This window comes from Lentzea aerocolonigenes, assembly GCF_000974445.1.
GTDB classification, from domain to species: domain Bacteria; phylum Actinomycetota; class Actinomycetes; order Mycobacteriales; family Pseudonocardiaceae; genus Lentzea; species Lentzea aerocolonigenes.
Genome location: NZ_BBOJ01000022.1, coordinates 1 through 26,062 on the forward strand (window position 1 = coordinate 1; position 26,062 = coordinate 26,062).

Sequence of the window (26,062 nt, forward strand, 5' to 3'; positions counted from 1 at the left end):
GGAAACTCAGCCTTGAGGGCGGCGATGATCTGGGTTTTCACCCTCGCCCCTGCTCCCTCAAGGCCCGCAATTTTTTCAGGTAGGCGACTTCCGCGGACAGCAGCAGGTTCTCCGCCCGCAACCGTTCCAGCTCACTGTCGGCAGGCGCGGACGCACCACCGGCAGGACGGCCCTTCCGCTTGGGCCGCAACGCTTCCTCGCCCTCACTGCGATACGCCCGAACCCAGGTATCGACCAGCTTGGGCGAGGACAGACCGTGCTCGCGCGCCAGCTCGAGCGCCGTCGCCTCACCACTGACATACCGGCGCACGACCTCGAGCTTGAACTCGAACGTGAACGACGGCTTGCCCGGCTTCCTCATCAGCGCTCCCGCGCTCCGCAGCATCCAACGATCACGCAAGCGTCGCACCGCCGTCGGCGACACACCCAACCGGGTCGCCACAGCCTTCGCGCCATACCCGTTCTCGAACAACACGACAGCGGATGCCCGCTCCCGCTCAGACAACGAACTACCTGGATGCACCCCACCACTCCCCGGAGAGCCGGAACTGGATTCCCAGTCCAACTTCCGGGGAGCGGTTCACGATCGGGGCGCCCCTTTTCGCACATCCAGGGGTCGGCCGGAGGGCACACCACGGTCGCCGCTGCCAGGACGAGGCTGGCGGGTATGGGCTACGACCTGCGCGAGCCCAGTCCCGTCCCGATCACGGAGAGCACGGCGGGCCCGTTCCCGTACGAACCGGACCCGCCGAACCACCTCCTCTGAGCCCTACAGCTGGGTCCAGTCCAGCACCGGCGCCGCGAAGTCGCGGATCGATGCCAGCAGCCCGAGCCGCGCCGCCTTCACCTTCTCGTCCTCGGCCATCACGAGCACCTCGTCGAAGAACGTGTTGATCGGCCCGGTCAGCCCCTCGGCCGCCGCGACGAATGCCGCCAGCCCGGTCACGTCGCGCGGGACACCGTCGAACGCCTTGTGCAGCGCCACTTCCGCCGGCTCCGACAGCACCGAGGCGTCGTAGGAACCCTCGACGGAGGCCGGGACGATGCGCCGCACCCGTTGCAGGGCGGCCGCCAGCGCGTCGAAGGACTCCTTGCCCGCCAACGACTCCAGCTGCGCCAGCGTCTCGTCGGCCAGCACCGGCGAGTCGGCCAGCGGCAGCACCGCCTGGACGAAGCGGTGCTCGTGGCCCGCGTCGAGCAACGCCTGCTCGTAGCGGCGCACGGCGAACTCGCGCGCGGTCTCCAGTGCCTCGGCGGACACGTCCAGGCTTTCCGCGGCAAGGGAAAGCGCCACGGGCAGGGTGATCGCCCGCAGGTCCGGGAACGCCCGCAGCACCGTCACCGCGCCCAGGGCCGCGCGGCGCAGGCCGAACGGGTCCGAGGAACCGGTCGGCTGCGCGCCGATGCCGAACAGGCCCGCCAGCAGGTCGAAGCGGTCGGCCAGCGACAGCAGCGCACCCGGCACGGACGACGGCAGCGCGTCACCGGCCGAGCGCGGGAGTTCCATCTCCCACAACGCCAGGGCGACCTCCGGGGTCTCCCCCGCCCGCGCCGCGTACTCGCGGGCCATCACGCCGGCCAGCGACGACAGCTCGATCACCATCTGCGAGCCGAGGTCGAACTTGGCCAGCGCGCCCGCGCGGTCCAGCGTCTCGCGGTCGACGTCCACCACGCCCGCGAAACGCCCGGCCAGAGCGGCGATTCGACCCGCGCGGTCCGCCATCGAGCCCAGCTTGTCCGCGAACGTCAGCTTCGCGAGACCCGCCTTCATCTCGTCCAGCGGCGTCTTGAGGTCGGCGCGCCAGAAGAACGCCGCGTCCTCGTACCGTGCGCGCAGCACGGCCTCGTTGCCCGCGCGGACCAGGTCGGCGTCCACGGAACCGTTCGCCACGGCCACGAAGTGCGGGAGCAGGGACCCGTCGGCCGCACGGACCGGCAGGTACCGCTGGTGCTTGCGCATCACCGTGGTGAGGATCTGGGCCGGCAGCTCCAGGTACCGCTCCTCGAACGAGCCGAGGATCGGCGTCGGCCACTCGACCAGGTTCGTGACCTCGTCCAGCAGGCCGTCGACCTCGACGACACCGCCGACCGACGCCGCCAGCGACTGCGCCGCCTCCACGATCGCGGCGGCACGCACCGAGGCGTCGACCTGGATCCCGTGTCCCGCCAGGAACTCCAGGTAACCGTCCGCAGTGGACACTTCGACCACCGGCTCGGCGGCCGTCCGGTGCACGCGGGTGACGGTCCCGGAAGCCAGCGACGACACCGAGACCGGCACCGGCGTCGAGCCGAGCAGCGCGAGCAGCCAGCGGATCGGCCGGGTGAACGACAGCTTCGGGTCGTTCCACTTCATGTTCTTCTCGGCCCGCAGGTCGGAGACGACCTCGGCCAGCAGCCCGCTCAGCACCTCGACGGCGCCGCGGCCGGCGTCGGTCTTCGTCAGCGCGACGAACTCGACGTCGTTCTCGACCACGCGCCCCAGAGCGGAAACGTCCACCCCTTGGCCGCGTGCGAAGCCCTGCACGGCCTTGGTCGGGTTCCCGTCACCGTCGAACGCGGCCGACACGCGCGGGCCCCGCACCGTGCGCTCGGCGTCCGGCTCGCGCGGCGCCACCGCGGGCACCTGCACGACGATCCGGCGCGGCGTGCCGTGCACGGTCACCTCGCCGTGCGTCAGCCGGGTCGCGTCCAGCTTCGACGTGACCGCGAGACGCACCGCCTCGACGGTCCTGAGCACCTCGGCGGGAGGCAGTTCCTCGGTGCCGATCTCGAACAGCAGCGTCGCGGGAGCCGCCACGTCCTCGAACGACGAAGGCTTCTCGGCGGCGGCCGGAACCTCCGCGACGCCGAGCGGGTGCCCGAGCTCCGAACGGCGCTCGGCCCACAACGCGGCGACCTCACGCGCCAGGCCGCGCATCCGGCCGAACGCACGCGCGCGCTCGGTCGTGGAGATCGACCCGCGCGCGTCCAGCACGTTGAAGATGTGCGAGCACTTCAGCACGAAGCTGTGCGCGGGCACTGGCAGACGGGCGTCGAGCATGCGGCGCGCCTCGGCCGCGAACTCCTCGAAGAGGCGCTTGTTCGCCTCCACGTCCGCGTCGTCGAGGTAGTACCGCGACATCTCGTACTCGGCCTGGCCGAACGCCTCGCCGTAGGAGATGCCGGGCGCGTAGGCGATCTTCTTGAAGTGGTCGACGCCCTGCAGCGCCATCATGATCCGCTCGATGCCGTAGGTGATCTCCACCGACACCGGGTCGAGCGTCATGCCGCCGGCCTGCTGGAAGTACGTGAACTGGGTGATCTCCAGGCCGTCCAGCCAGACCTCCCAGCCGAGGCCCCAGGCGCCCAGCGCGGGCGAGGCCCAGTTGTCCTCGACGAACCGGACGTCGTGCGCGCGGACGTCGATGCCCAGCGCCTCCAGCGAACCGAGGTAGAGCTCCTGGGGGTCGCCCGGGTCCGGCTTGAGGATCACCTGGAACTGGGTGTGCGTCTGCAGGCGGTTCGGGTTCTCGCCGTAACGGGCGTCGTCGGGCCGCACGGAGGGCTCCACGTACGCGACGCGCCACGGCTCGGGACCCAGCACGCGCAGCACGGTGGCGGGGTTCAGCGTCCCCGCTCCGACCTCGGTGTTGAAGGGTTGCACCACGATGCAGCCCCTGTCGGTCCAGTACTTGGTCAGCGCGAGCAGCGCGTCCTGCATCGTCAACACGGCGACGAGTCTACGAAACAGACAAAACCGCTGGTCAAGGGGCCTTGATCAGGTGGTGTGCGCCACTGTGCCACCCTGTGCACAACCGAGTGGAGTCTCCGCACGTCTACTTGGTGTACCCGAATGTGCCGAGAGGAGTGGGTGTGGACAACCGGCCGCCGCGGCCAGGAGACCCGAACGGTTCTCCCAGGCGACCCTCAGCCACCCCGCGTCCCCAGGCGGGTCAGCCCCGACGTCCGCAGGTCCCGCCACGCGGGTCGGAGCCGCCGCGCCGCGAGCCGCGGCAGCAGCCCGGCCGGGCGGAACCGCCGAAGCGGGAGCGCTCCGAACCGCCGCGTCGTGAGCCGCAGCGCCGCGAACCGCCGAAGCGCGAGTCCGCGAGCAGGAGCGAGTCCGCGAGCAGGAGCGAGTCCCCGCGCCGGGAGCCCCAGCGCCCCGCTCGCGCCACGTCGTCCGGCCCGCGGCCCCGTCCGGCGGCCGACCGCCCGACGGTCCGCACGACACCGGCCAAGGCGAAGCAGACCCCGGCCGCCCGGCCACGTCCCAGGCCCGCGGCGGCCCGCCGGCCGAGCGCGGCCAAGCGCGGCGCGTCCACCGGCGCCAAGATCTTCGTCAGCATGTTGTCCGCGGTGATCCTGCTGGTCACCGGCATCGCGTGGCAGAACCTGAAGTCGCTGACCGACGGCCTCACCAAGCAGGACCTGAACCTCGCCGACGCCGGGGAGAAGCCCGCCGACGGCGCGATCGACATCCTGCTGGTCGGCATGGACAGCCGCACCGACTCCAAGGGCAACCCGCTGCCGCAGAACATCCTCAACGAGCTGCAGGCGGGCGGCAGCGACGACGGCGGTTTCAACACCGACACGCTGATCCTGCTGCACATCCCGAACGACAGCGGCAAGGCCTACGCCGTGTCGTTCCCCCGCGACTCCTACGTGAAGATCGCGGGCGGGTTCGGGCGGCACAAGATCAACTCTGCCTACGGTTACGCCAAGGGTCAAGCCGCCGAGAAGCTCCAGGGCAGCGGCAAGAGCGCCCCGGACATCGAGATGGAGTCGCGCAAGGCCGGCGCGAACAACCTCATCGAGACCATCCAGAACCTGACCAGCGTCAAGATCGACCACTACGCCGAGGTCAACCTGGTCGGTTTCTACGAGATCACCAAGGCCATCGGCGGCATCGACGTCTGCCTCAACAAGAACGTCCGCGACAGCTTCTCGGGCGCGAACTTCAAGGCGGGCCCGCAGACCATCGAGGGCAAGAGCGCGCTGGCGTTCGTCCGGCAGCGCCACGGCCTGCCCATGGGCGACCTGGACCGAGTCGTGCGCCAGCAGGTCTTCATGGCGGGCCTCGCGAAGAAGATGCTGTCGGCGGGCGTGCTCACCGACAGCAAGAAGCGCAACGACATGATCAAGGCCGTGAGCGGCGCGATCGTGCTCGACGACGGCTGGGACATCACCAAGTTCGCCCTGCAGATGAAGGACATGACGGGCGGCAACATGACGTTCCAGACGATCCCGACCGGCAACCCCGACCTGCAGACGCCCGAGGACGGCTCCGCGGTCGAGGTCGACGAGTCCGAGGTGCACGCGTTCGTGAAGAACCTCGGCAAGGCCCCGGCGACCTCCACGCCGGTGGACCCGAAGTTCAACAACGCCTCGGTGACCGTGGACGTCCGCAACGCCTCCGGCCAGGCGGGCCTCGCGGCCCAGGTGCAGCAGTCGCTCGTCGCGAAGGGCTTCAAGGCGGGCCAGACCGGCAACGCCGAGGCGATGACGAAGTCGGTCGTCCGCTACGGCAAGGGCGGCGAGGCCGGTGCGAACGCGGTCCAGAACGCGCTCGGCGGCATGAAGATCGAGGAGGACGTGAACATCCCGGCCGGCACGGCCCGCGTCTTCCTCGGCTCGGACTACTCCGGTCCCGGCGCGCAGGGCTTCTCCAGCTCCGGAGCGCTCAACTTGGACGGTGCGCGGCAGCAGCCCGCCCCCGACCCGAACGCCCCCACGCCCATCACCGCAGACGGCGTACGCTGCGTAAACTGATACCCAGAGTAGAGCGATGTACCCCGTTCGGGGGATTCTGCCAGTAAGTTGCGTAAGCGCCGAAGCACTGGCGCCTTCCATCACCGTGAGACCCGCTCACGGGGTGGAGGACCAGTGCACACTGCGAACGGCCAAATCGACACAGCGGCGTACCAGCGCGTGCTCGGTGATGAGATCCGCAGCCTTCGCAAGCAGCGCGGCTGGACCCGCAAGGAGCTCAACAAGCGCCTGCAGACCGAGATCTCGCTGCAGACGCTGGCGACCTACGAGCTAGGCACCCGGCAGTGCTCCGTCGTGCGCCTGGTGGAGATCTGCCACGCGCTCGACGTCCCGGCGCACGAGGTGCTCGCGCGCGTCCACGAACGCTTCTTCGGCGACACCCCGGCCGGCCACCTGACGCTGAACCTCGCCGCCGTCGCCGCCACCGACAACCCGCGTCTGGTGCCGCTGCGCCGGTGGGCCGCGGGACGCCTGCACGTGCTGCCGCCGGGCGCCTCGCCCGAGGTGCACCTCGACCTGCCCGCCCTGGAGAACATGGCACAGCTGTGCCAGCTGCCGACCGTCGAACTGATCCGAATCCTGCGCGGCATGACCCGCTGACCCCCACCGCCCTTTTACGGCCCCGGACAAATACATTTCCCGCACGCGATACACTCGCCGCACTGGGAATGCGTTTATCTCATTGTCCGGATTGGAGCCGACCGTGCACGACCACCACGTCCTCTTGGCCGACGCCGAGAGCGCGACGCGCCGCCTCGCCCGGCGCGGGTTCGCGTTCGACCCGGAGCCGCTGAGGGACCTGTCCTCCCGGCGGGTCGCGGCGATCAAGACCGGGGACGACCTTCGTGCACAGTCCAAGCAGGTCGCGGCGGAGGTGCAGCGCCAGGCCAAGGCCGGTGGTGACATCGAGGGCCTCAAGGCCCTGGCGCGCGACCTGAAAGAGAAGATCAAGGAATCGGAAACCGAGGTCGCGCAGCTGCAGGCGGAACTGCGCGAAGTTCTGCTCGGCATTCCCAACTTTCCTCTCGACGAAATTCCGGACGGTTTCTCCGAGGAAGAGGCGCGCGAACTCCGCACGTGGGGCGAGGTGCCGAAATTCGACTTCGAACCGAAGGACCACGTCGACCTCGCCGAGGCGATGGGGATCTTCGACTTCGGCCGCGCCACCAAGCTCGCCGGACCGCGGTTCGCCGTGGGCCGCAGCGCGGGTGCGCGTTTGGAACGCGGGCTGGTGAACTTCCTGCTCGACCTGCACACCCAGCAGCACGGGTACGAGGAGTTCTCCGTACCGCACCTGGTCAACGCCCCGACGATGACGGGCACGGGCCAGCTGCCGAAGTTCGAGGAGGACCTCTTCAAGACCTCCGTCGGCGACCGGGCGCTCTACCTCATCCCGACCGCCGAGGTGCCGCTCACGAACTTCTACGCGAACGAGATCCTCGACCGCCGGCAGCTGCCGCTCGCGTTCACCACGCACACGCCGTGCTACCGGTCGGAGGCGGGCTCGTACGGCCGCGACACCCGCGGCATCCTGCGACTGCACCAGTTCGCCAAGGTCGAGATGGTCCGGCTGTGCGAGGCCGGCCAGGCCCTGGCCGAGCTGGAGAAGATGGTCGGCCACGCCGAGGCGTGCCTGCAGAAGCTCGGCCTCGCCTACCGGGTGGTCGTGCTCGCCGCCGGTGACACCGGGTTCTCCTCGGAGATCACCTACGACCTCGAGGTGTGGCTGCCGAGCCAGGACCGCTACCGCGAGATCTCGTCCTGCTCGAGCTGCAACACGTTCCAGGCCAGGCGCGCGAACATCCGCACGACCGACGCGGACGGCAACCGCCAGTTCGTCGCCACGCTGAACGGCTCGGGCCTGCCGATCGGCCGCACGGTCGCGGCGATCCTGGAGCAGGGCCAGCAGGAGGACGGCTCCGTGGTGATGCCCGAGGCGCTCGTGCCGTACCTGGGCTTCTCGCGGATCCAGCCGGACGGCAAGACCGTCTGAGACTCGTGTGCGGGGCCCAGGTCGTCAGGGCACCGGCCCCGCACATCGGTTCGAGCTGTCGTTCGGGCTGCTCCTCGCGTCCGCGCACACCAGGAAGTCCGATGTGGACAGTGATTCCGCGGCCGCGACGACGACGGGCGTGGTGGCCCACCAGGAAGGGCGGTGGTGTCACGCCGGTAGCATCGCCGGGGTGAACGATTCCCCCGCCCGCCTCCCTCTGCGCACCGCAGCCGCCGTGAAGCTGGGCAACCTGAGCTCCACGCTGTCCCAGAAGATGGGTCTCGGCGCCGGCGGCATGATCGGTGGCCGGGTGGCGCTGAAGCTCGACCCGCAGGCGCTCAACCGTCTCACGCAGGGCCGCAAGGTCGCCGTCGTGACAGGCACCAACGGCAAGACCACCAGCACGATGATGCTGGCCAGGGCCGTCGCCGCGCTGGGTGAGGTCGCCACGAACCACAGCGGCGCGAACATGCCCGACGGCCACGTCACGGCGCTGTCGAAGCAGCCGGACGCCCCGTTCGCCGTGCTGGAGTGCGACGAGGGCTACTTCCCCGCCGTCGCCGGCGCGAGCCACCCGGCCGTCGCGGTGATCCTGAACCTCAGCCGCGACCAGCTCGACCGCGTCGGTGAGGTCCGCACCATCGAACGTTCGTTGCGGGACGCCATCTCCGCGCTCCAGAACTGCACGATCGTCGCCAACTGCGACGACGTGATGGTCACCAGCGCGGCTTGGAACGCCTCCAAGGTCATCTGGGTCGCCACCGGCACCGGCTGGCACCACGACTCCGCGAGCTGCCCCCGGTGCGGCAACCCGATCCGCTGGCAGGGCGAGCACTGGCACTGCACTGGCTGCGACCTCGCACGCCCGCACCCGAACTGGATCACCGCCGACGAAGCGATGATCACGCCGGAGCACCAGAAGCTCGAGCTGCGCCTCACGCTGCCGGGCAAGTTCAACCAGGCCAACGCCGTCATGGCGTCCGCGGCCGCGCACGCCATGGGTGTGCCCACGGAGGAGGCGGTCGCACGGCTGCGTGGCGTCTCCAACGTGAGCGGCCGCTACCGCACGATCCAGCGCAACGGTCGCAGCGCGCGCCTGTTGCTCTCGAAGAACCCCGCGGGCTGGAGCGAGACCCTCACGGTCGTCAAGGAGGCCAACCACCCGGCCGTCCTGGTGATCAACGCCCAGGAGGCCGACGGCCGCGACCTGAGCTGGCTGTGGGACGTCCCGTTCGAACGACTGCAGGGCCGCACGGTCATCGCGTCCGGCGAGCGCGCGACCGACCTCGCGGTCCGCCTGACCTACGCCGAAGTCGAGCACACGATCGTGCCCGACCCGCTGAAGGCCATCGACCAGATGCCGCCGGGGGCGGTCGAGGTCATCGCCAACTACACCGCGTTCCGCGACTTGAATGCCAGGGCTGCCGCTGATGAGTGAGTCGACAATCCAGATCGCGCTCGTGCTGCCGGATCTCCTCGGCACATATGGGGACTTCGGCAACGCCGTGGTGCTCGAGAAGCGCATGGCGTGGCGCGGGATCAAGGCCGAGATCGTGCCGATCAACTACGGCGAGCCGGTGCCGGACTCGTGCGACATCTACGTCGTCGGCGGCGGTGAGGACACCGCGCAGACGCTGGCGGTGAAGCACCTGCGCGAGCACCCCGGTCTCCAGCGCGCCGTCACGAAGAACGCCGTGGTGCTGGGCGTCTGCGCCGGCATCCAGATCTTCGGCGAGAGCTTCACCCGTGCCGACAACATCACCCACCCCGGCATGGGCCTGATCGACTCGACCTCGCACGCGGGCGGCAGCCGCGCGATCGGCGAGGTGCTCGCGGAGCCCGCGAACGGGCTTTTCGAAGGCGTGCTGACCGGGTTCGAGAACCACCAGGGCCGCACCGTGCTCGGGCCGTCCGCCCAGCCGCTCGCGCACGTCAAGGTCGGCACCGGCAACGACGGCAGCGTCGAGGGCGCCGTCCAGGGCCGGATCGTCTGCACGTACCTGCACGGCCCGGTGCTGCCGCGCAACCCGCAGCTCGCGGACATGCTGATCGAATGGGCGACGGGCACGAAGGTCGCGCCGCTCGACCTGCCCGCCGTGACCGCTATGCGAGCTGAGCGGGTGAAGGCAGCTTCATAAGGCGTTCGGCGACACCCGGCCAGATCACGGCCATCACGTAGTCGGTCGCGAGCGCGGGTCCCACCGAGGGCCTGCGCTCGCACCACACGGCGAGTCGTTCACACGCCCCGACCACGATCTCGGCGAACGCCTCCGCCTCCAGCGGGTCGATCGCGGGCGCGAACGACACCAGCACGGACCCGATCATGTCCGTCTGCTGCTGCCTGATCCCCTCGACCTCCTCCTGCGCCGACGGCACCGCGATCGCCGCCTCCTGCCGCAGCAGCGCCCAGGACCTCTGGTGGTCGACGATGAACTCGAAGAACGCCCGCAGCCCGAGCCGCAGGAACTCCTCGGGGCTGCCCGCACCCGCGATCGCCGCCGCGGTCTTGTCCCGCAGCTCGGTGCGCGCCCGGTGGATGCAGCCGATGAGCAGGCCTTCTTTCGAGCCGAAGTACTCGTAGAGCATCGGCTTCGAGACGCCGACGCGTTCGGCGATCTCGTCCATCGAGGTGGCCAGATACCCCTGTTCGGCGAAGATCTCCTCGGCGACGGTGAGCATCTGCGCCATGCGCTGGGCCTTGGGCATGCGGCGCCGCGGAGCAGTCACGAACGCCTCCCGCCGATGGTCGTCATGTCTTCCCTGGTGATTTCACTGTCGTGCGAACGGCCCGCACGTGCCGGGCCCGCATTCGTTTGGTGTGGAACAGGACTCTGGACGACCGGCACCCTTCCGGCAAGACCCGCTCGGCCCACCGAGGCACGAATGGAGTCTACCGCTCGTAACTTACTTCGAGTAACCTACTGTGAAGTAGCCACCGTGAGCGGAGGGACGTCCCCATGCACCGTGAGACGAAAGTGCTCGTCATCGGCACCGGCTTCTCCGGCCTGGGCATGGCCATCGAACTCAAGCGGCGCGGTGAGCACGACTTCGTGGTGCTGGAGAAGGCGAGCGACCTCGGCGGCACCTGGCGGGACAACTCCTACCCCGGCTGCGCGTGTGACGTGCCGTCGCACATGTACTCGTTCTCGTTCGAGCTGAACCCCAGGTGGTCGCGGATGTTCGCCGAGCAGGGCGAGATCTGGGACTACCTGCAGGGTGTCGCCGACAAGTACCGGCTGCGGCCGCACATCCGCTTCAACACCAAGGTCTCCGGCGCGCAGTGGGACTCCGACACCAAGCGGTGGGAGGTCACGACCGAGCAGGGCGACACCTACACCGCCCAGGCCCTCGTCGCCGGTGTCGGCGCGCTGCACATCCCGAACGTCCCGGAGCTGCCCGGCATCGAGAACTTCAGCGGCAAGTCGTTCCACTCCGCGCAGTGGGACCACGACTACGACCTGACCGGCAAGCGCGTCGCCGTGGTCGGCACGGGCGCGTCCGCGATCCAGTTCGTGCCGAAGATCGCGGGGAAGGTCGGCTCCATGAAGATCTTCCAGCGCACCCCGCCGTGGATCATGCCCAAGGCGGACAGGGAGATCACCCACCGGGAGCAGAAGCTGTTCCGCGCCTTGCCCTTCACGCAACGGCTCTACCGCGACTTCGTCTACTGGGTGCGCGAGTCGTCGGCGCTGGGGTTCGCGATCAACCCGAAGATCATGCGGTTCGCGCAGGGCATCGCCTTGAAGCACATGAAGAAGCAGGTGCCGGACCCCGAGCTGCGCCGCAAGCTCAAGCCTGACTACACCATGGGCTGCAAGCGCGTGCTGATCTCCAACGACTACTACCCCGCGCTCGGGCACCCGAACGTCGACCTGGTGACGGACAAGATCTCCGAGGTCCGCGAGAACTCCGTCGTGGACGCCGCCGGGGTCGAGCACGAGGTCGACGTCATCATCTACGGCACCGGGTTCCACGTCGTCGACTCGTTCGACTACCTGGACATCCAGGGCAAGGGCGGTGCCGACCTCGCGAAGCAGTGGCGCGAGAAGGGGATCGAGACCTACTACGGCATCACGGTCTCGGGCTTCCCCAACCTGTTCTTCCTGCTGGGCCCCAACACCGGACTCGGGCACAACTCGGTCGTGTTCATGATCGAGTCGCAGATCCGGTACATCTCGCAGTGCCTCCAGCTCCTCGACAAACACCGCGCAGCGGAGCTGGACGTGCGGCTGGAGGCCCAGCAGGAGTTCAACGTCGAGATCCAGCAGAAGCTCGCCAAGGGCGTGTGGACCCAGGGCGGCTGCAAGAGCTGGTACCTCGACGCGCAGGGCGTGAACCGCACCGTGTGGCCGGGCTTCACCTGGCGGTACTGGATGCGGACCAAGCGCGTGCGCGCCGAGGACTACGTGCTCACTGCCAAATGATCTAGGGCTGCACGATGACCTTCAGGGCGGTCCGCTCGTCCATCGCCTGGTAGCCCAGCGCGACGTCGTCGAGCGAGACCGTCCGGTCGAACACGGGACCGGGGTCGATCCGCCCGGCGAGCACGTCGGCCAGCAGCTCGGGCAGGTACGCCCGCGCGGGCGCGACGCCGCCGCCGATGGCGATGTTGCGGCCGAACAGCTTGCCCAGCGGCAGCCCCGGCATCTCGTGCGGCACGCCGACGTAGCCGATCCTGCCGCCGTCGCGCACGATGCCCATCGCGGTCTCCCACGACTGCTCGGTGCCGACGCACTCCAGCACGGCGGACGCGCCGAGGCCGCCGGTCATCTCCTTGATGCGCTCGACCGCGGCCTCACCGCGTTCGGCGACCTGGTCGGTGGCGCCGAAGAGCTTCGCGATCTTGGCCCGGTCCTCGTGACGTCCCATCGCGATGATCCGCTCGGCACCCAGCCGCTTGGCCGCGAGCACGCCGCACAGGCCGACCGCGCCGTCGCCGACGACCGCGACCGTGCTGCCGGGGCCGACGCCCGCGCCCAGGGCCGCGTGGTGGCCGGTGCCCATGACGTCGGACAGGCTCAGGAACGCGGGCAGCAGCGAGGCAGGTGCGTCCGCGGGCACCCGGACGAGCGTGCCGTCGGCCTGCGGCACCCGGACGGCCTCGCCCTGGCCACCGTCGCTGCCCTTGGTGCCCCAGAAACCACCGCTGCGGCACGAGGTCTGCAGCCCGGCCGTGCAGTACGCGCAGGTGCCGTCGCTCCACACGAACGGCGCGATGACCCGGTCGCCGACCTGGACGCTCTTCACGTCCCCGCCGACCTCCTCGACGACGCCGAGGAACTCGTGCCCGATCCGCTGCCCGCCCTCGCGCTTGGCGACACCGCGGTAAGCCCACAGGTCGCTGCCGCAGATGCACGCGAGCTCGACCCGGACGACGACGTCGGAGGCCTCCTTCAGGGCGGCGTCCGGCACCTCCTCGACGCGGATGTCACGGGTGCCGTAGATCGTCGTAGCCCGCACCGGGCGCCTCCTCTGCCTCGTTGCCCAACCGTTACATGGTGCTCCTGAGCGGGCGTTCTCGCCGAATCGAGACGATGTGGAATTGGTTACGCGCCTACGATCGCACTCGTGCTGATCACCACGCGCGGTATCCGCTATGCGAAGGCGTCCCGGTTCACCGAGCCCGTGCCGTGCGCCTGGGACGGCGTGGTCGGCACCACCGAACGCGGTCCCGCCTGCCCGCAGCCGCCGTCCTCGCTGGCGCACGTGGTCGGCAACTCGGTCGCGGGTCTGTCCTTCGACGAGAACTGCCAGGTGCTGTCCGTGACGGCCCCCGCCGGCGCCTCCGGGTTGCCGGTCATGGTCTGGTTCCACGGCGGCGCCTACGTGACGGGCAGCGGCGAGTCCAGGAAGTACGACGCCGGGCTGCTGGCCTCCGAAGGCGTGGTCGTGGTCAGCGTCAGCTACCGCCTCGGTGTCTTCGGCTACCTGCGGGGCAACCTGGGCCTGCTCGACCAGCTCACGGCGCTGAGGTGGGTGCGCGACAACGTCGAGGCGTTCGGTGGCGACCCGGCGAACGTGACCGCGTTCGGGCAGTCGGCGGGCGCGGACTCCGTGTACGCGCTGATGCTCGCCGACACCGAGGGCCTCTTCCACCGCGCGATCATGCAGAGCCCGCCGCTGGGCGCCCGCAGCCCCGAGCGGCCGGAGATGACGGCGGCCCTGCGCGAGTTCGTGTCGGTCGACGAGTCCACTCCGGTGGACGACGTGCTGGCCGCGCAGAAGGACGCGCTGTCGATGGCCGCCGCGCGCTTCAGCCCGTCCGGCGGCATGCCGTTCGCCCCCGACCTCGGCGAGGTCGACCTCACCGCGGCGGCTTCCCGGGTCGAGCTGCTCGTCGGGCACACGGCGGACGACGGCAGCCCGTACGTCGCCGGCCAGCCGGAACTCTGGGACGTGGTCACCGAGCTCGTGTTCGCCGGTCCGGCCCGTCAGCTCGCCGCGGACTGGACGACGGCGGGAGGCCAGGCGGCGACGTTCAACTTCAGGTGGCGGCCGGACGGCGCGCCGCTGGGGGCCTGCCACTGCATGGAGCTGCCGTTCCTCTTCGACCCCGGCGAGTGGGTGGGCGCGGGCATGCTGGTCGGGCAGGAGCCGGACCCGACGCTCGCGAAGACCATGCGGAACCTGTGGGCGGGCTTCGCGCGAAACGGGATGGACGCGCTGCCGTCGCGCTCGCTTGAATTCGGCGAGTGACCGACCGCGAGCGTCTGCGCACCACGTTCGGAGAGGACGCGGCCCGCTACCACCGGGCCCGTCCCACCTATCCCGCCGAGCTGTTCTCCCAGCTCAGCGGCCCGAGAATCCTGGAGATCGGCCCGGGCACCGGCCAGGCCACGCTGCCGCTGACTCAGCTCGGCGACGTGACGGCGGTGGAGCTCAGCCCGGAACTGGCCGCCCTCGCCCGTTCGCACGCACCCGCGGCGCACGTGGTCGTCGCGGACTTCGACGAGTGGCCACTGCCCGCCGAACCGTTCGACCTCGTGGTGTCCGCGACGGCGTTCCACTGGCTCGACCCGGCGACCCGGATGGCCCGGTGCGCCGCGGCACTGCGGCCCGGTGGCGCGCTGGCCGTGATCTCCACCCACCACGTCGCCGGCGGCACCGAACAGTTCTTCGTGGACGTTCAGGAGATCTACGAGCGCTGGGACCCGGCCACTCCGCCGAACCTCAGACAGTCGCGGGCCGACGAGATCCCGCGCGAGTTCGACGAGAGCGACCTCTTCGGCGAACCGGAGTTCCACCGGTACGTGTGGGAGCAGACCTACGACACCGAGGCGTACGCGGACCTGCTCCTCACGTACTCGAACCACATCGCGCTGCCGGCCCGCGACCAGCTGATCGCGGACATCCGGCGGCTCGTCGACACGCGGTACGGCGGCCGGGTCACCAAGGCGTACATGACCCAGCTCGCCGTGGCTCGCGTCAGGACTTCCGGGTCCTCCGCGCCATGAGGACGGTCGCGCCGCCCGCACCGAGCAGGGCGAGACCGCCGAGGCCGAGCGGCAGCACGTCGAAGCCGGTGAACGCCAGTTCGTCGGCTTCAGCGGCGGTCGCGACCTGAGGCGCACCGCCACCGGGGGGCGGTGGAGCCTCGGTCTTCGTCGACGGAGGGTTCTTCGGCGGGGTGCTGGGCGTGGTCGGCGGCGTCGTCTCACCGGGCTTGCACCCGGTGTGTGCCGGGTTCGAGCGGCCGATGCCGTGGTTGGCATCGCACTCGTAGCCCTTGTTCGCGTCCGAGCCGCCCGGCATCTGGCCCTGCGGGTTCTTGTTGTCCGCCTTGCCCACGCAGCCCGCGCACGGCTTGCCGACTGCCTCACCGCCGCCGTTGCCGTTCAGCGACGGCGAACCGTCGCGCGTCGAGTCGTACGGGCCGCTGACGTTCGCCCCGTTGCCACTGAAGTCCGCGTTGGACGGTGGCTGCGGCACCGAAGTGTCCTGAGTGGACTGTGCCGGTGGGACCTGAGGGTTGTTCGTCATCCCGTTCCCCTTGCCGTTGCCGGGATCGGCGAGCCCCAGTCCGGGGGCCAGCACCAACGCGGCGGCTGCGGCGAGGGCAGGGAGAAGCCGGGTTGCTTTCATAGTTTGAATATAGGACGGCCTGTGAGCTGCGTTACACCGCTCACCCGCAGGCCGTCCCGGGAAACACGCTACGAACAGGTGATCCGCGGCGACGCCCAGTCACCATGGTCGGAATTGATGCCGTCACCGGCGTCCGTGATGACCAACCGCAAGTTCTCGGCTCCGTTCAGTGACGCGGTGAGCTTCTTCGCGGCATCGGTTCCGGTCAGCCGTCCGGAATCCGCGGCCAACGTCGCGTCCGCGAACACCTGGAAAACCACCGATCCCTTGCCCGCGGCTACTTCGTCGTCGACACCGACGTCCACAGTGAACGCCGTGCACTTCCTGCCGAGGTAGAACTCGATGGTCGAGGCCGCATGCGCGCCGAAGCCTTTCTGGTGCGTGGTGCCGTTGATCGTCAGAGTCTTGCCGTCACCGGCCGTCTGGCTGCCGACGGACCTGTCGATCTCGACGGGTCCCCAGCCGTTCGTGGACGACGTTGCCTCGAACGCGGACAGGTCGGTCGTGCCGGCGGGCGGGGTCGGCCGCGGGCCACCGTCTCCCTTGGACACGCGGTAGATCACGGTCGCGAGCGACGGGACGGACGCCGAGATCGTGCCGGTCGTGGTGCGCGTGGACTTGGTCCACAGGTCCTTCAGCGTGGCCGGTCCGGACATGCCGATCTCGGACAGCGTCGTCGAGATCGTCTGCGTAGAACCGGACTTGTTGAACAGCGCGACGGCCTTGTCACCGTTCGCCAGCGGCTTCACGATCACGTCGACGCCGGTCTTGCCGGTGGTCCTGATGCGTTTGCCCTGCTTGCCGAGCTTGTCCTGGTCGATCGCGATGACGTCTTTGTTCTCCAGGATCGTGAACGTGTCCTGGCTGACCTTGCGCAGGTCGGAGCCGATCAGCAGCGGCGCGGCCATGATCGCCCACAGCGAGAAGTGGCTGCGGTACTGCGTCGCGGACATCTTGCCGTTGCCGACCTCGAGCATGTCGGGGTCGTTCCAGTGACCGGGGCCCGCATAGGCGTCCAGCACGACGTTCTTCTCGTAGATGTCCATCGTGCGCGGCCAGGTGTCGTTGATGTCACCCGTGGTGCGCCAGAGGTGCCCGGTGTCGGAAGCCCACTCCCACGGCTTGTTCTGACCCCACTCGCACAACGAGAAGACGATCGGGCGGCCGGTCTTCTTCAACGCGTCGCGCATCTTGCGGTAGCGCTGCTTGGCGTCGACGCCCTGGTTGTTGCAGTTGTCGTACTTCAGGTAGTCGACGCCCCACGACGCGAACTGCTGGGCGTCGGACTCCTCGTGGTCCAGGCCGCCGGGAAAACCGTTGTCCTTGTTGCAGGTCTTGGTGCCGGCGCTGGTGTAGATGCCGAACTTCAGGCCCTTGGAGTGCACGTAGTCCGCGACGGCCTTGATGCCGTTGGGGAATCTGGTCTTGTTCGGGACGAGCTTGCCGTTGGCGTCACGGGACTTCTCCGCCCAGCAGTCGTCGATGTTGACGTACTCGTAGCCCGCGTCCTTGAGGCCGCGGTTCACGAAGATGTCGGCGATGCCCTTGACCATCGCCTCGTTGAACTCGGCACGGCAAGCGGTGGTGTTCCAGTTGTTGAAACCCATCGGTGGAGTGAGCGCCAGACCGTCCGGTAACGCCTGTGCGGCAGGCACGACCAGGACAGCGCTGACCACTGTGGACAGCACGGCCAGAGCGAGGGTGCGCATGGGGCTTTCCTTTCCGAGCATCACGCGGGAAGACCCCAGGGCTTGCCCGGGGTCGTGATCGTCACCGGCCGGACGGCCAGATCGGGGCGGCGGCCCCTGGGGTGCACCAGGACTTCCTGCCCGCGGCGCAACGGGATCTCCAGCGTCCCGTCGCCGCGGTCGTGGTACCGGACCGGGCTCACCACGGTCACCGGACCGGTGATGCCGTGCCGCAGCACCAGCGGCTCCCCCGCGCGGCTGCGGACGAGCACGAACTCGGTCTTGCCCTTCGTGCGCCTCGCCGTGACGGAGAAGCCGCCTTCACAGGAGTGGTCGGCGATCATCACGTCGGGCCACGCGGAGGGCACGGCGGGGAACACGCGCACGACGCCGCCCCAGCTCTGGCACACGAAGTCGTGGATCGTCTGCGCACCGGACAACGGGGTCTCCACGACCGGTCCGGCCTCGGTGTACATGGTGTTCTCCAGCACCGGGTAGCGCTTGGTCGTGTCGAACATCTTCACGAAGTAGCCGTAGGCCTCGTCGCCGCGGAACATCCGCGCGGCGATCGAGCCGGACCCCGAGTAGCTGTAGCCGCGGTGCGCGGGCTCCAGCGACATCCAGTGGTGCAACGACTTCTCGATCAACGCGCGGTTCTCCTCCTGCTCCCAGTTCACCGTCATCAGCGGGAACGTCGCGAGCAGGTGCGAGAAGTGCCGGTGCGAGTTCACGAACGGCACGCCGGCGCCGATCATGAACCCGTTCTCGTCGACCGGGTACGGGGTGAGGTCCCTGAGCACCTCACGCCACTTCGGTTCGAGCGGGTCGTCGATCTTGAGCAGTTTCGCCGCGTCGACCAGCGTCTGGCAGCCCCACCGGATGAGCTGCAGGTCGTAGTTGCAGTCGGGGGCGTCGCCGTACTCGGGCGAGGTGGTGACGTCGAGGTGGAGCTTGCCGTCGTTGCCCTTCTTGAGGAAGTGCAGGTAGTAGTTGATCGAGCGGCGCAGCAGCGGGAACACGACGTCCGACAGGATCTTGGGATCCATGCTGTGCCGGTACGACAGCCAGACGTTGTGCAGGGCCCACGTGAGGTTGCCGAGCTCCTTCACGCCCGTGCCGCCGCTGCCCGGCTCGTACAGCGTGCCGATGTTGGACGTGGTGCGGTCGGTGCTGCGGCCGACACCCGCTGAGTCGTGGCGGTACTGCTCCTTGACGTTGCGGACGAGCTGGTCCTGGTTGTCCTTCAGCGTGCTGGTGATCGAGTCGAGCTCCAGGTGGTTCGAGCCGTGGATCAGCCAGTACTCCAGCTGCACGTTGAGGTTCCACCAGGCCGCGGCCCACGGCGTCTTCTCGAGCCACGGGCCTGTCGTCGCCATGACCGGCCTGCCGGCGCGGGAGCCGGACGCGACCTTGTAGAGCTGGATCCAGTAGAACGACTGGAGCCGCTGGTCGCCGAACGACAGGAAGCTCTTCCGGTAGAAGTCGTTCCACCACTTCCGGTGCGACCTGGTCAGCTGCGCGCTCGCGGCCTCGCGCACGGCTTTGAGGACGATCTTGTCCGCCGCGGCCTCGGGGTAGGTGTGCGCGACCGAGAGCAGCAGGCGCTGGGTGCGACCGGCCGCGGTGAGCCGGAAAGCGGTTGCCGTCTGGCCGCCCGCGTTCAGGGCCTGCGTCACCAGCGTCTCCCGGCCGTCGGCTTTCGTCACGGGATCCGGGTTGAGCACGTAGCCGTCCGGCAGCGGGTTGAAGTCCGCGCGCGGCGGGATCGCCTTGGACGGCACGAACTCCAGCACGGGCTTCTCCGTACCCGACGCGGTGACCTGCAACGACAGCACCGAGCGGGTGGAGTGGACGTAGGCGGCGAACGAGATGACGCCCAGAGTCGTGGTCACGGTTCCACGCAGCTCCGCGTTCCACAGGTCGAGCCGCCAGTCGAGGGCCGTGACGGTGCCGGCGGCGGTCAGCTTGAGGTTGCCGACAGGAAGTCTGCACACGCCGTACTGGCTGCCACCGGTCGTGCGGTGATCTTGGACGTCGGCGTGCTGCACGGTGAACCGGACGGTGCCGCCCTCGGCGTACACGACGCTGCCGAGCCGTCCGTCACCGAGGAACGGAGCCTGCCCGTACTGGGTCGGAGGCCGCTGCCAAACGAGATCCTGCGCCCCGAGGAAATCTTTCCACTCGTCTTCCTGCATGCCGTCGCACGCGAAGACATCCGATGGCCCGGCCACTTTCCCGGTCGCCACACCCGTCTGGGCGAGCAGCACCGCCGCCGTGGTCCCGCCGATGAAACCCCGTCTGCCAAAGGCCATTTCTCGCTCCCCGTCCGCGCACGACGACAACTGACGTCCTGCTGCGCGGCGGTGCAGCTTGGTCCAGACAACTGGGAAAGGTAGGAGTTCTGGACCACATCGCGCAAGACCCAACCAACCGCAACACGAAGCAACAACCGGGTGCTGCTCACCCTGCGATGTGGGTAAGACGCCTAGGATGTCCCGCCAAAGGGGCGGGGAGACGACGCACGAGCCGTGCCCTTGTACGAGGAGGTGGCATGGCCGTGTCGACAACGGCGTTCAACGAGGGCAGGGTCCCCCAGCGGGGCCGTCCTCGCGACGCCAGCAGGGACGACGCATTACGTCAGGCAGCGCTCGAGGTGATGGCCGAGGTCGGGTACCGGGCCCTCACCATGGACGCCGTGGCGGCCCGCGCGAGAGCGGGCAAAGCCACGATCTACCGGCGCTGGGAGTCGAAGCTCGATCTGGTGATCGACACGTGCACCCAGCTCGCCACGCAGAACCTCGCGGCACCGGACACCGGCTCACTCGCCGGCGACCTCCGCGAGTTCCTCTCGTCGTTCGCCGCGTTCCTCTCGGGACCGATCGGCAAGGCGGCTCAGGCACTGGTGGGCGAGCTGCCGCACGAGCCGGAGCTGGCGGCGGCGTTCCGCGAGACGTTCCTGATCTCGCAACGCGACGTGCTGCGCGGCATCCTCGACCGCGCCGCCGAACGAGGCGAGCTGCGCGCCGACGCCCCGCGCGGCATGGCCGTCGAGATCGCGGGCGCGGCGCTGATCTACCGCCTGATGCTCACCGGCGACCCGCTCGACGAGCCGTTCGTGGAGAAGGTCGTCGAGCAGGTCCTGTTGCCGTTGGTGCAGGTGTCCTAGCTGTACCTGGCCAACAGCCTTCGCCGCGTCTTCCGGCGCAAGGCAAGGCGTCTCGCGGCACCGGCCCCACGCCCACCAGGGCGAGAACCTGGGGCCGGCACCACGATGCCGGTTGCTGTCCTAGCGGAACAACTTGCGGACCAGCGCGAAGCCGACCACAGCGCCGACCGCGATCAGCGTGTACTTCACCTTGGGCTGGCTCAGCACGTCGAGCACGGACGACTTGCCCTGCTCGACGAGCTTCTGCGGGTTCGCGCGCTCGCTGAGCTCGTCCAGGGTGGCGGCCAGCGCGGTGCGAGCCTGTTCGATCTCGCGCTGGATGGTGTCGGGATCGCGAGCCACATGTCCTCCTAGCAGCGGTTCTGCCCGCAACCGTAGTGGACGGCCCGGTGTTCGGCTTTGAGCGACCCACGTGCGCCCCGAGAGAGCGAGTACATGAGGGGCCGATAGGCTTCCACGCGAGGGGTCGTAGCCCAATTGGCAGAGGCACTGGGTTTAGGTCCCAGCCAGTGGGGGTTCGAGTCCCCCCGACCTCACTCGGTGGCGGTGAGCTCTGCTCGCGGAGGGCGCTCACCTGGCCATCTCGTGGTGTTTTGTGGGGGCGAAGCCCCCACACCCCACCCGGCGGGCGGTGCCCCCGGACCCCCGCGCCGGGTGTGCGTTCAGCGGTCCGCCTCGGGATCGGACGCACGTTCAGCAGTCCGCGCCACGACCGGGCCGCGCGTTCAGCAGTCCGCTGCGTGACCCGGCCGCGCGTTCAGCAGTCCGCAGCGTGACCCGGCCGCGCGTTCAGCAGTCCGCTGCGTGACCCGGCTGCGCCTTCAGCGATCCACGCCATGACCCGGCCACGCGTTCAGCGATCCGCGGCGGGAGCCGGGGCGCGCGTTCAGCCGCTTCCCTGTTCGGCGAGCCGTTCGCGGCCGTAGAGCCGCACGGACTCCAGCTGCTCGAAGCTCCCGCCGGACGTCGTCAGCAGCGACTTGGTCACCAGCGCCGACAGCACGGCCAGCACCCGGTCCGGCGGCAGGTCGCAGGCCGCCACCGCGAGGTCGAGCCCGAAGCTCGGGAACGCCGAGAGGCACCGGAAGACGTGCTGCTCGTCGGCGCTGAGGCGGTCGTAGCTCCAGCCGATGGCGGCGCGCAGGCTCCGGTGGCGTTCGGCGGCGGTGCGGTTGCCGCGGTTGAGCAGTTCCAGGCGGTCGTCCAGGCGGGCGAGCAGCTCCGCGACCGGCAGCACCGTCACGAGTCTGGCGGCGAGCTCGATCGCCAGCGGCAGCCGGTCCAGGCGCAGGCACAGCGCGGCCAACGTGTCCTCCTCGTCCAGGCGCAGGCCGAGCTGGTTGGCGCGGGCGCGGTCGGCGAACAGGTTCACGGCGTGTTTCAAAGGCAACGGCTGGACCGTGAACAGCACCTCGCCCGGCACCCGCAGCGGCTCCCGGCTCGTCGCTATCACCCGCACGCCGGGGCAGCCGAGCAGCAACGGCTCCAGCAGCGCCGCACAGTCCGCGGCGACGTGCTCGCAGTTGTCCAGCACCAGCACCGCCGTCCGGCCCGTCAGCGCGCGCACCAGGGCGCTCAACGCGGGGATCACGCCGAGCGCCGTCGCGCACGCCTGAACGACATCCGATTCCGGCGAGAGCTCGACCCACACCGCCCCCGTCGCGAACTCCTTGGCCAGCCTGCTCTTCCCCACGCCGGCGGGCCCGACGAGGGTGAGCACGCGGGCGTCGCGGAGATTGCCGAGACGTTCCAAGTCGTCGTCACGGCCGATGAAACTGTCCAGTGCCGTAACGGGTTCACTCGCGCGTTGCCGGTAAGCGCGCTGACGGCAGGCGTTCGAGCAGTACCGCACGTGTCTGCGTCTGGAGGTCGCGACGCCGCAGGTCGCACACGTCCCCACCTGGTCGGCCATCGCACGGATCGTAGTCAAACGATTACACCTGTAGAAAGCCCTTTCCGATCACCTGTGGACCAAAGGCGCTTGAGCGCGTATACATCGGATGTGTCGCCGCCGCGACCGAGGTCTTGGAGGATTGGACATGCGGTTGTCCACCGTGCGGTGGCGCGCGGCCGGGTTGCTCGCCATCGCACTGACGGCAGGCGTCACAATTCCTGTAGCAGCACAAGAAACTAGCGCAACACCCAAGGCCGTGGTGACGGTCTCGAACGGCGTTCCGACACTGTCGGTGACGCGGGGCGGCACCACGGTGCTGGAGCCGAGCCCGTTGGGCGTGGTGACGGAAAGAGCGGATCTTTCCACAGGTCTGCGCCTGACCGGGCGGACCGAGCGGCGTGTGGTCGAGCACTACACCGCGTCGTCGGGCAAGCAGCGGCAGCGGACGGTGGCCCACAAGGAGGAGCGCTACTCGTTCGCCGGTGCGGCCCGTCTGGACGTGGTCGTGCGCACGGCGGCGGATGGTGTCGCGTACCGGTACGAGCTGCCTGCGGGCTTGGGCAACGTGCTGCGAGAGACGTCGGCGTTCGTGGTTCCGTCCGCTGCGACGGCGTGGATCGCGAAGTACCGGCGCGACTACGAGAACCCGTTCGTGCAGATGAACGCTCTCACCGCGGAAACGGCCGAGTACCTGCATCCGGCGCTGTTCGAGACTTCCAGCGGCGTGTACGCGCTGCTCACCGAGTCCGCTGTGGACGGTCGGCACTCGGGTGCGCGGCTCGTGCACACCGCCGGCTCACCGGCGTACGCGATCAAGTACTGGGACGAGCAGGTGACCGTGGACGGCCCGTGGCAGTCGCCGTGGCGCACGGCCGTCGTCGGCTCGTTGGCGGACGTCTCCACGTCGACCCTCGTGGACGACCTGGCGCCTCGGTCGAAGGTGCGCGACACGTCGTGGATCAAGCCCGGCAAGGTGTTCTGGAGCTGGCTCGCCGGTGGCCGCGAGGCAGGTCAGAGCCTCGCGACGCAGAAGCGGTACGTGGACTACGCGGCGCAGCACGGCTGGCCGTACGCGCTGGTGGACGCCGGTTGGTACTTCGACCCGAACTGGGACTACGACCCGACGTGGGAGCAGACGTCGTGGATTCCCGAGCTGGTGTCGTACGCGCGCGCTCGCGGCGTGAAGATCCATCTCTGGATCCACTACGACGAACTCGACACTCCCGCGGAGAGCGCCACGCGGCTCGCATTGTTCGAGAAGTGGGGCATCGCGGGCGTGAAGATCGACTTCATGGACTCCGACGGCCAGGACCGCTACCGCTGGTACGACCGCATCCTCGCGGAGACCGCCGCGCACAAGTTGTTGGTGAACTTCCACGGCTCGACGATCCCGCACGGCATTCACCGCACATGGCCACACGTCATGACGATGGAAGCCGTACACGGCGGTGAGAAGTCCTCTGGCCTGACAGGAGCTCATCTGACCGCATTGCCGTTCACGCGCGGTGTCGTCGGAGGCATGGACTACACGCCGTTGGCCTGGCACCGCCCGTCACGCACCACCTCCGACGCGCACGAGCTCGCGCTGACCGTGATCTACGAGTCGGGTCTCGCGAACCTCGCCGGACGACCCGAGGACTACGCCGCACGCCCCGTCGCCGAACGCTTCATCGACCAGGTGCCGACCGCGTGGGACGAGACGCGTCTGCTGTCAGGTCGTCCGGCCGACCACTCGGTGTTCGCCCGGCGCTCTGGCGACCGGTGGTTCGTCGGCGGCGGGTACTCCGGTGCCGCGCGCACCGTGTCCGTACCGTTCGACCTGCCCGCGGGCCGGTGGCGGGTGGAGATCACCAGGGACGGCCCCGCCGGCCTCGTGCGCGAGGTGCGCAACGTCCGGGCCGGAGACGCGCTGACGCTGGACGTGGCGGCCAACGGCGGTTTCGCGGCCATCGCCTGCCGTGGCTCGTCGTGCGAACGACCGGTGCGTGCGGTGCCGTCGACGTCGGTGACGGCTTCCGCGCGTGGGTTCTCGGTGACGGGGTTGTTCCAGACGCGGGAGGACGTGCGAAACGTGACGCTGGCGCCGCGCGTCCCTGCGGGCTGGTCGGTGTCCGGCGCTCCGGTCACGTCGCGTTCGGTGCGCCCCGGACAGGCGTTGTCGGGCACGTGGACCGTCGTCCCACCTGCCGCGCCCACGTCCTACGGCTACTTCGACATCCCGGTCGTCGCGACGTTCAACGGTGGTGTGGAGTCGGAGCAGACCGCACGGGTGCACCTGGTCCGGCCGCTGTCCGACTCGTGGTCGTACCTGAGCGACCGGCCGTGGGTGTCCGCTGTCGGCGGTGACGGCCCGGTCGAGAAGGACATCTCCAACGGCGGCACCGCGGCGCTCGACGGCCGTGGCATCGCTCTGCGCCGCGTGACCTACGGCAAGGGTCTCGGCACACACGCCTCGTCCGAGATCACCTACGCACTGGACGCCCGCTGCACGGGTTTCGCCGCGTCGGTGGGCGTCGACGACGAGGCGGGCCTGGACGTGGCACGGCAACGCGTGGGCGGCACGGTGTCGTTCCAGGTGCTCGGCGACGGCGTGGTGCTGACGGATTCCGGCGTGCTCGGCGTGCGCTCACCCGCGCGTGAGCTGGCCGTGGACGTGACCGGCGTGAGGACTCTCACCCTGCGCGTCTCAGATGGCGGCGACGGTACGACGAACGACCACGCTTCCTGGGCCGACGCGAGGATTCGCTGCTCCTGACGGTTTTCCGCGGTAGCCGGGGTGGGGCTTTCCCCACCCCGGTTCTGCGGCTCACACCACTGTCCTCTCAGCTCGTCGTCCGTAACTTGGACTCCATGAACCTGGTCGACTGGGTCACCGACCTGATGCACGTGGCCGGCGCACCCGGAGCGGCGCTGGCGATCGCGCTGGAGAACCTCTTCCCACCGCTGCCGAGCGAGTTCTTCCTGCCCCTGGCCGGTTTCACCGCGGCCCAGGGCAGGATGTCGCTGCTGGACGCCATCCTCTGGACCACCTCGGGCTCCGTCGCGGGCGCACTGGTCCTGTACTGGATCGGCGCCGTGCTGGGCCGGGACCGAGTCCGCCGCGTCACCGCCCGCATGCCACTGGTCCGCCTGTCCGATGTGGACAAGACCGAGGCCTGGTTCCTGCGCAACGGCTACCGCGCGGTCTTCTTCGGCCGCATGATCCCGGTGTTCCGCAGCCTGATCTCGATCCCGGCCGGAATCGAGCGCATGCGAATGGCGCCGTTCCTCGCCTACACGGCAGCCGGCAGCCTGCTGTGGAACACGGCACTGATCCTGGCCGGCTACCTGCTGGGCGACAACTGGCACCTGGTCGAGCAGTACGTCGGCATCATGTCGAAGGTCGTGCTGGGACTGGCGGCCGTGGCGGTGGTGTTCTTCGTGGTGTCACGCCTGGTGCGGGCGAGAAAGGCCGAACCGGAGGCTGCCCGGACGCGCTCCTGAGCAGC

The 26,062-nt window shown here is 69.3% G+C and carries 21 protein-coding genes, 1 tRNA gene and 1 pseudogene; 12 read left to right on the forward strand and 11 right to left on the reverse strand.

Translation table 11 applies throughout. From position 1 onward, the window contains the following. Positions 1-37: 37 nt before the first annotated feature. From AOM45_RS36250 to AOM45_RS51305, 4 genes and pseudogenes are all read right to left on the reverse strand, one after another. Entirely contained in the window at positions 38-361 is a 324-nt protein-coding gene (locus AOM45_RS36250) for a helix-turn-helix domain-containing protein (protein WP_236703837.1), read from the reverse strand. 33 nt (positions 362-394) lie between these two features. After that, positions 395-523: pseudogene (locus AOM45_RS53890) on the reverse strand (helix-turn-helix domain-containing protein); the annotation flags it as partial. 246 nt (positions 524-769) lie between these two features. Then, positions 770-3,700, reverse strand: coding sequence for a glycine--tRNA ligase (locus AOM45_RS36255; protein WP_030469550.1), 2,931 nt, complete (start codon positions 3,698-3,700; stop codon positions 770-772). A 232-nt stretch (positions 3,701-3,932) separates the two neighbouring features. Next, the gene (locus tag AOM45_RS51305; protein ID WP_030469551.1) at positions 3,933-4,328 is read right to left on the reverse strand and encodes a hypothetical protein; all 396 of its coding nucleotides are present in this window, start codon (positions 4,326-4,328) and stop codon (positions 3,933-3,935) included. Between AOM45_RS51305 and AOM45_RS36265 the strand changes: the two genes are divergently transcribed. The 5 genes from AOM45_RS36265 to AOM45_RS36285 all read left to right on the forward strand — a co-directional run bounded on the left by AOM45_RS36265 (position 4,327) and on the right by AOM45_RS36285 (position 9,882). Beyond that, entirely contained in the window at positions 4,327-5,751 is a 1,425-nt protein-coding gene (locus tag AOM45_RS36265) for an LCP family protein (RefSeq protein WP_156094028.1), read from the forward strand. The two genes, AOM45_RS51305 and AOM45_RS36265, sit on opposite strands and share 2 nt — an antisense overlap. Positions 5,752-5,865: 114 nt before the next feature. Next, on the forward strand, positions 5,866-6,351 hold the full coding sequence (locus AOM45_RS36270; protein ID WP_236703952.1) for a helix-turn-helix domain-containing protein: 486 nt from the start codon (positions 5,866-5,868) through the stop codon (positions 6,349-6,351). 103 nt (positions 6,352-6,454) lie between these two features. After that, positions 6,455-7,744 carry a serine--tRNA ligase gene (gene serS, locus AOM45_RS36275; RefSeq protein WP_051784016.1) on the forward strand — a complete coding sequence of 430 codons (1,290 nt, stop codon included), beginning with the start codon at positions 6,455-6,457 and terminating at the stop codon, positions 7,742-7,744. A gap of 190 nt (positions 7,745-7,934) precedes the next feature. Beyond that, positions 7,935-9,182, forward strand: a complete 1,248-nt coding sequence (locus AOM45_RS36280; RefSeq protein ID WP_030469555.1) for a MurT ligase domain-containing protein — start codon at positions 7,935-7,937, stop codon at positions 9,180-9,182. Further along, positions 9,175-9,882 (forward strand): type 1 glutamine amidotransferase, encoded by a 708-nt coding sequence (locus AOM45_RS36285; protein ID WP_030469556.1) that lies wholly within the window; start codon positions 9,175-9,177, stop codon positions 9,880-9,882. Before AOM45_RS36280 ends, AOM45_RS36285 begins: the two co-directional genes overlap by 8 nt. Here AOM45_RS36285 and AOM45_RS36290 read toward each other — a convergent pair. After that, positions 9,848-10,450 (reverse strand): TetR/AcrR family transcriptional regulator, encoded by a 603-nt coding sequence (locus AOM45_RS36290; protein WP_030469557.1) that lies wholly within the window; start codon positions 10,448-10,450, stop codon positions 9,848-9,850. The two genes, AOM45_RS36285 and AOM45_RS36290, sit on opposite strands and share 35 nt — an antisense overlap. Positions 10,451-10,701: 251 nt before the next feature. Here AOM45_RS36290 and AOM45_RS36295 point away from each other — a divergent pair, with 251 nt between their 5' ends. Then, entirely contained in the window at positions 10,702-12,168 is a 1,467-nt protein-coding gene (locus AOM45_RS36295; RefSeq protein ID WP_030469558.1) for a flavin-containing monooxygenase, read from the forward strand. 1 nt (position 12,169) lies between these two features. Here the strand turns inward: AOM45_RS36295 and AOM45_RS36300 are convergent, their stop codons facing one another. Further along, positions 12,170-13,204 carry a zinc-dependent alcohol dehydrogenase family protein gene (locus AOM45_RS36300; protein ID WP_030469559.1) on the reverse strand — a complete coding sequence of 345 codons (1,035 nt, stop codon included), beginning with the start codon at positions 13,202-13,204 and terminating at the stop codon, positions 12,170-12,172. A gap of 108 nt (positions 13,205-13,312) precedes the next feature. On the opposite strand from AOM45_RS36300, the gene AOM45_RS36305 reads away from it, so the two are divergent. Beyond that, positions 13,313-14,440: a carboxylesterase family protein gene (locus tag AOM45_RS36305; protein ID WP_201780137.1), complete on the forward strand. Its 1,128-nt coding sequence runs from the start codon at positions 13,313-13,315 to the stop codon at positions 14,438-14,440. Then, entirely contained in the window at positions 14,437-15,198 is a 762-nt protein-coding gene (locus AOM45_RS36310) for a class I SAM-dependent methyltransferase (protein WP_030469561.1), read from the forward strand. The genes AOM45_RS36305 and AOM45_RS36310 overlap by 4 nt, the downstream gene beginning before the upstream one ends. On the opposite strand, the gene AOM45_RS36315 is transcribed toward AOM45_RS36310, so the two are convergent. The 3 genes from AOM45_RS36315 to AOM45_RS36325 all read right to left on the reverse strand — a co-directional run bounded on the left by AOM45_RS36315 (position 15,170) and on the right by AOM45_RS36325 (position 19,826). After that, a complete protein-coding gene (locus AOM45_RS36315) occupies positions 15,170-15,826 on the reverse strand; it encodes a hypothetical protein (RefSeq protein WP_035911444.1) in 657 nt (218 codons plus the stop codon). The two genes, AOM45_RS36310 and AOM45_RS36315, sit on opposite strands and share 29 nt — an antisense overlap. A gap of 68 nt (positions 15,827-15,894) precedes the next feature. Beyond that, a complete protein-coding gene (locus tag AOM45_RS36320; protein ID WP_030469563.1) occupies positions 15,895-17,535 on the reverse strand; it encodes an NPCBM/NEW2 domain-containing protein in 1,641 nt (546 codons plus the stop codon). Positions 17,536-17,555: 20 nt separating this feature from the next. Further along, positions 17,556-19,826, reverse strand: coding sequence for a glycosyl hydrolase family 95 catalytic domain-containing protein (locus tag AOM45_RS36325; RefSeq protein WP_081902335.1), 2,271 nt, complete (start codon positions 19,824-19,826; stop codon positions 17,556-17,558). A 239-nt stretch (positions 19,827-20,065) separates the two neighbouring features. On the opposite strand from AOM45_RS36325, the gene AOM45_RS36330 reads away from it, so the two are divergent. After that, on the forward strand, positions 20,066-20,680 hold the full coding sequence (locus AOM45_RS36330; protein ID WP_236703953.1) for a TetR/AcrR family transcriptional regulator: 615 nt from the start codon (positions 20,066-20,068) through the stop codon (positions 20,678-20,680). Between the two features lie 120 nt (positions 20,681-20,800). On the opposite strand, the gene AOM45_RS36335 is transcribed toward AOM45_RS36330, so the two are convergent. Further along, entirely contained in the window at positions 20,801-21,022 is a 222-nt protein-coding gene (locus tag AOM45_RS36335; protein ID WP_030469566.1) for a DUF3618 domain-containing protein, read from the reverse strand. A gap of 120 nt (positions 21,023-21,142) precedes the next feature. Between AOM45_RS36335 and AOM45_RS36340 the strand changes: the two genes are divergently transcribed. Beyond that, positions 21,143-21,216 (forward strand) — tRNA-Leu (locus tag AOM45_RS36340). Positions 21,217-21,566: 350 nt separating this feature from the next. On the opposite strand, the gene AOM45_RS36345 is transcribed toward AOM45_RS36340, so the two are convergent. Then, positions 21,567-22,592, reverse strand: a complete 1,026-nt coding sequence (locus AOM45_RS36345; RefSeq protein WP_030469567.1) for an ATP-binding protein — start codon at positions 22,590-22,592, stop codon at positions 21,567-21,569. A gap of 238 nt (positions 22,593-22,830) precedes the next feature. Here AOM45_RS36345 and AOM45_RS36350 point away from each other — a divergent pair, with 238 nt between their 5' ends. Beyond that, positions 22,831-25,329 carry an NPCBM/NEW2 domain-containing protein gene (locus AOM45_RS36350; protein ID WP_236703954.1) on the forward strand — a complete coding sequence of 833 codons (2,499 nt, stop codon included), beginning with the start codon at positions 22,831-22,833 and terminating at the stop codon, positions 25,327-25,329. 95 nt (positions 25,330-25,424) lie between these two features. Continuing rightward, positions 25,425-26,057 (forward strand): DedA family protein, encoded by a 633-nt coding sequence (locus tag AOM45_RS36355; RefSeq protein ID WP_035911446.1) that lies wholly within the window; start codon positions 25,425-25,427, stop codon positions 26,055-26,057. Positions 26,058-26,062 lie beyond the last annotated feature (5 nt).

Bases quoted from the DNA above. Each gene is read 5' to 3' on its own strand.
- AOM45_RS36250 (WP_236703837.1), bottom strand. From the start codon at position 361: ATGAGGAAGCCGGGCAAGCCGTCGTTCACGTTCGAGTTCAAGCTCGAG.
- AOM45_RS36255 (WP_030469550.1), bottom strand. From the start codon at position 3,700: ATGCAGGACGCGCTGCTCGCGCTGACCAAGTACTGGACCGACAGGGGC.
- AOM45_RS36265 (WP_156094028.1), top strand. From the start codon at position 4,327: ATGTTGTCCGCGGTGATCCTGCTGGTCACCGGCATCGCGTGGCAGAAC.
- AOM45_RS51305 (WP_030469551.1), bottom strand. From the start codon at position 4,328: ATGCTGACGAAGATCTTGGCGCCGGTGGACGCGCCGCGCTTGGCCGCG.
- AOM45_RS36285 (WP_030469556.1), top strand. From the start codon at position 9,175: ATGAGTGAGTCGACAATCCAGATCGCGCTCGTGCTGCCGGATCTCCTC.
- AOM45_RS36290 (WP_030469557.1), bottom strand. From the start codon at position 10,450: ATGCCCAAGGCCCAGCGCATGGCGCAGATGCTCACCGTCGCCGAGGAG.
- AOM45_RS36295 (WP_030469558.1), top strand. From the start codon at position 10,702: ATGCACCGTGAGACGAAAGTGCTCGTCATCGGCACCGGCTTCTCCGGC.
- AOM45_RS36315 (WP_035911444.1), bottom strand. From the start codon at position 15,826: ATGAAAGCAACCCGGCTTCTCCCTGCCCTCGCCGCAGCCGCCGCGTTG.
- AOM45_RS36320 (WP_030469563.1), bottom strand. From the start codon at position 17,535: ATGCGCACCCTCGCTCTGGCCGTGCTGTCCACAGTGGTCAGCGCTGTC.
- AOM45_RS36325 (WP_081902335.1), bottom strand. From the start codon at position 19,826: ATGGCCTTTGGCAGACGGGGTTTCATCGGCGGGACCACGGCGGCGGTG.
- AOM45_RS36330 (WP_236703953.1), top strand. From the start codon at position 20,066: ATGGCCGTGTCGACAACGGCGTTCAACGAGGGCAGGGTCCCCCAGCGG.
- AOM45_RS36345 (WP_030469567.1), bottom strand. From the start codon at position 22,592: ATGGCCGACCAGGTGGGGACGTGTGCGACCTGCGGCGTCGCGACCTCC.
- AOM45_RS36355 (WP_035911446.1), top strand. From the start codon at position 25,425: ATGAACCTGGTCGACTGGGTCACCGACCTGATGCACGTGGCCGGCGCA.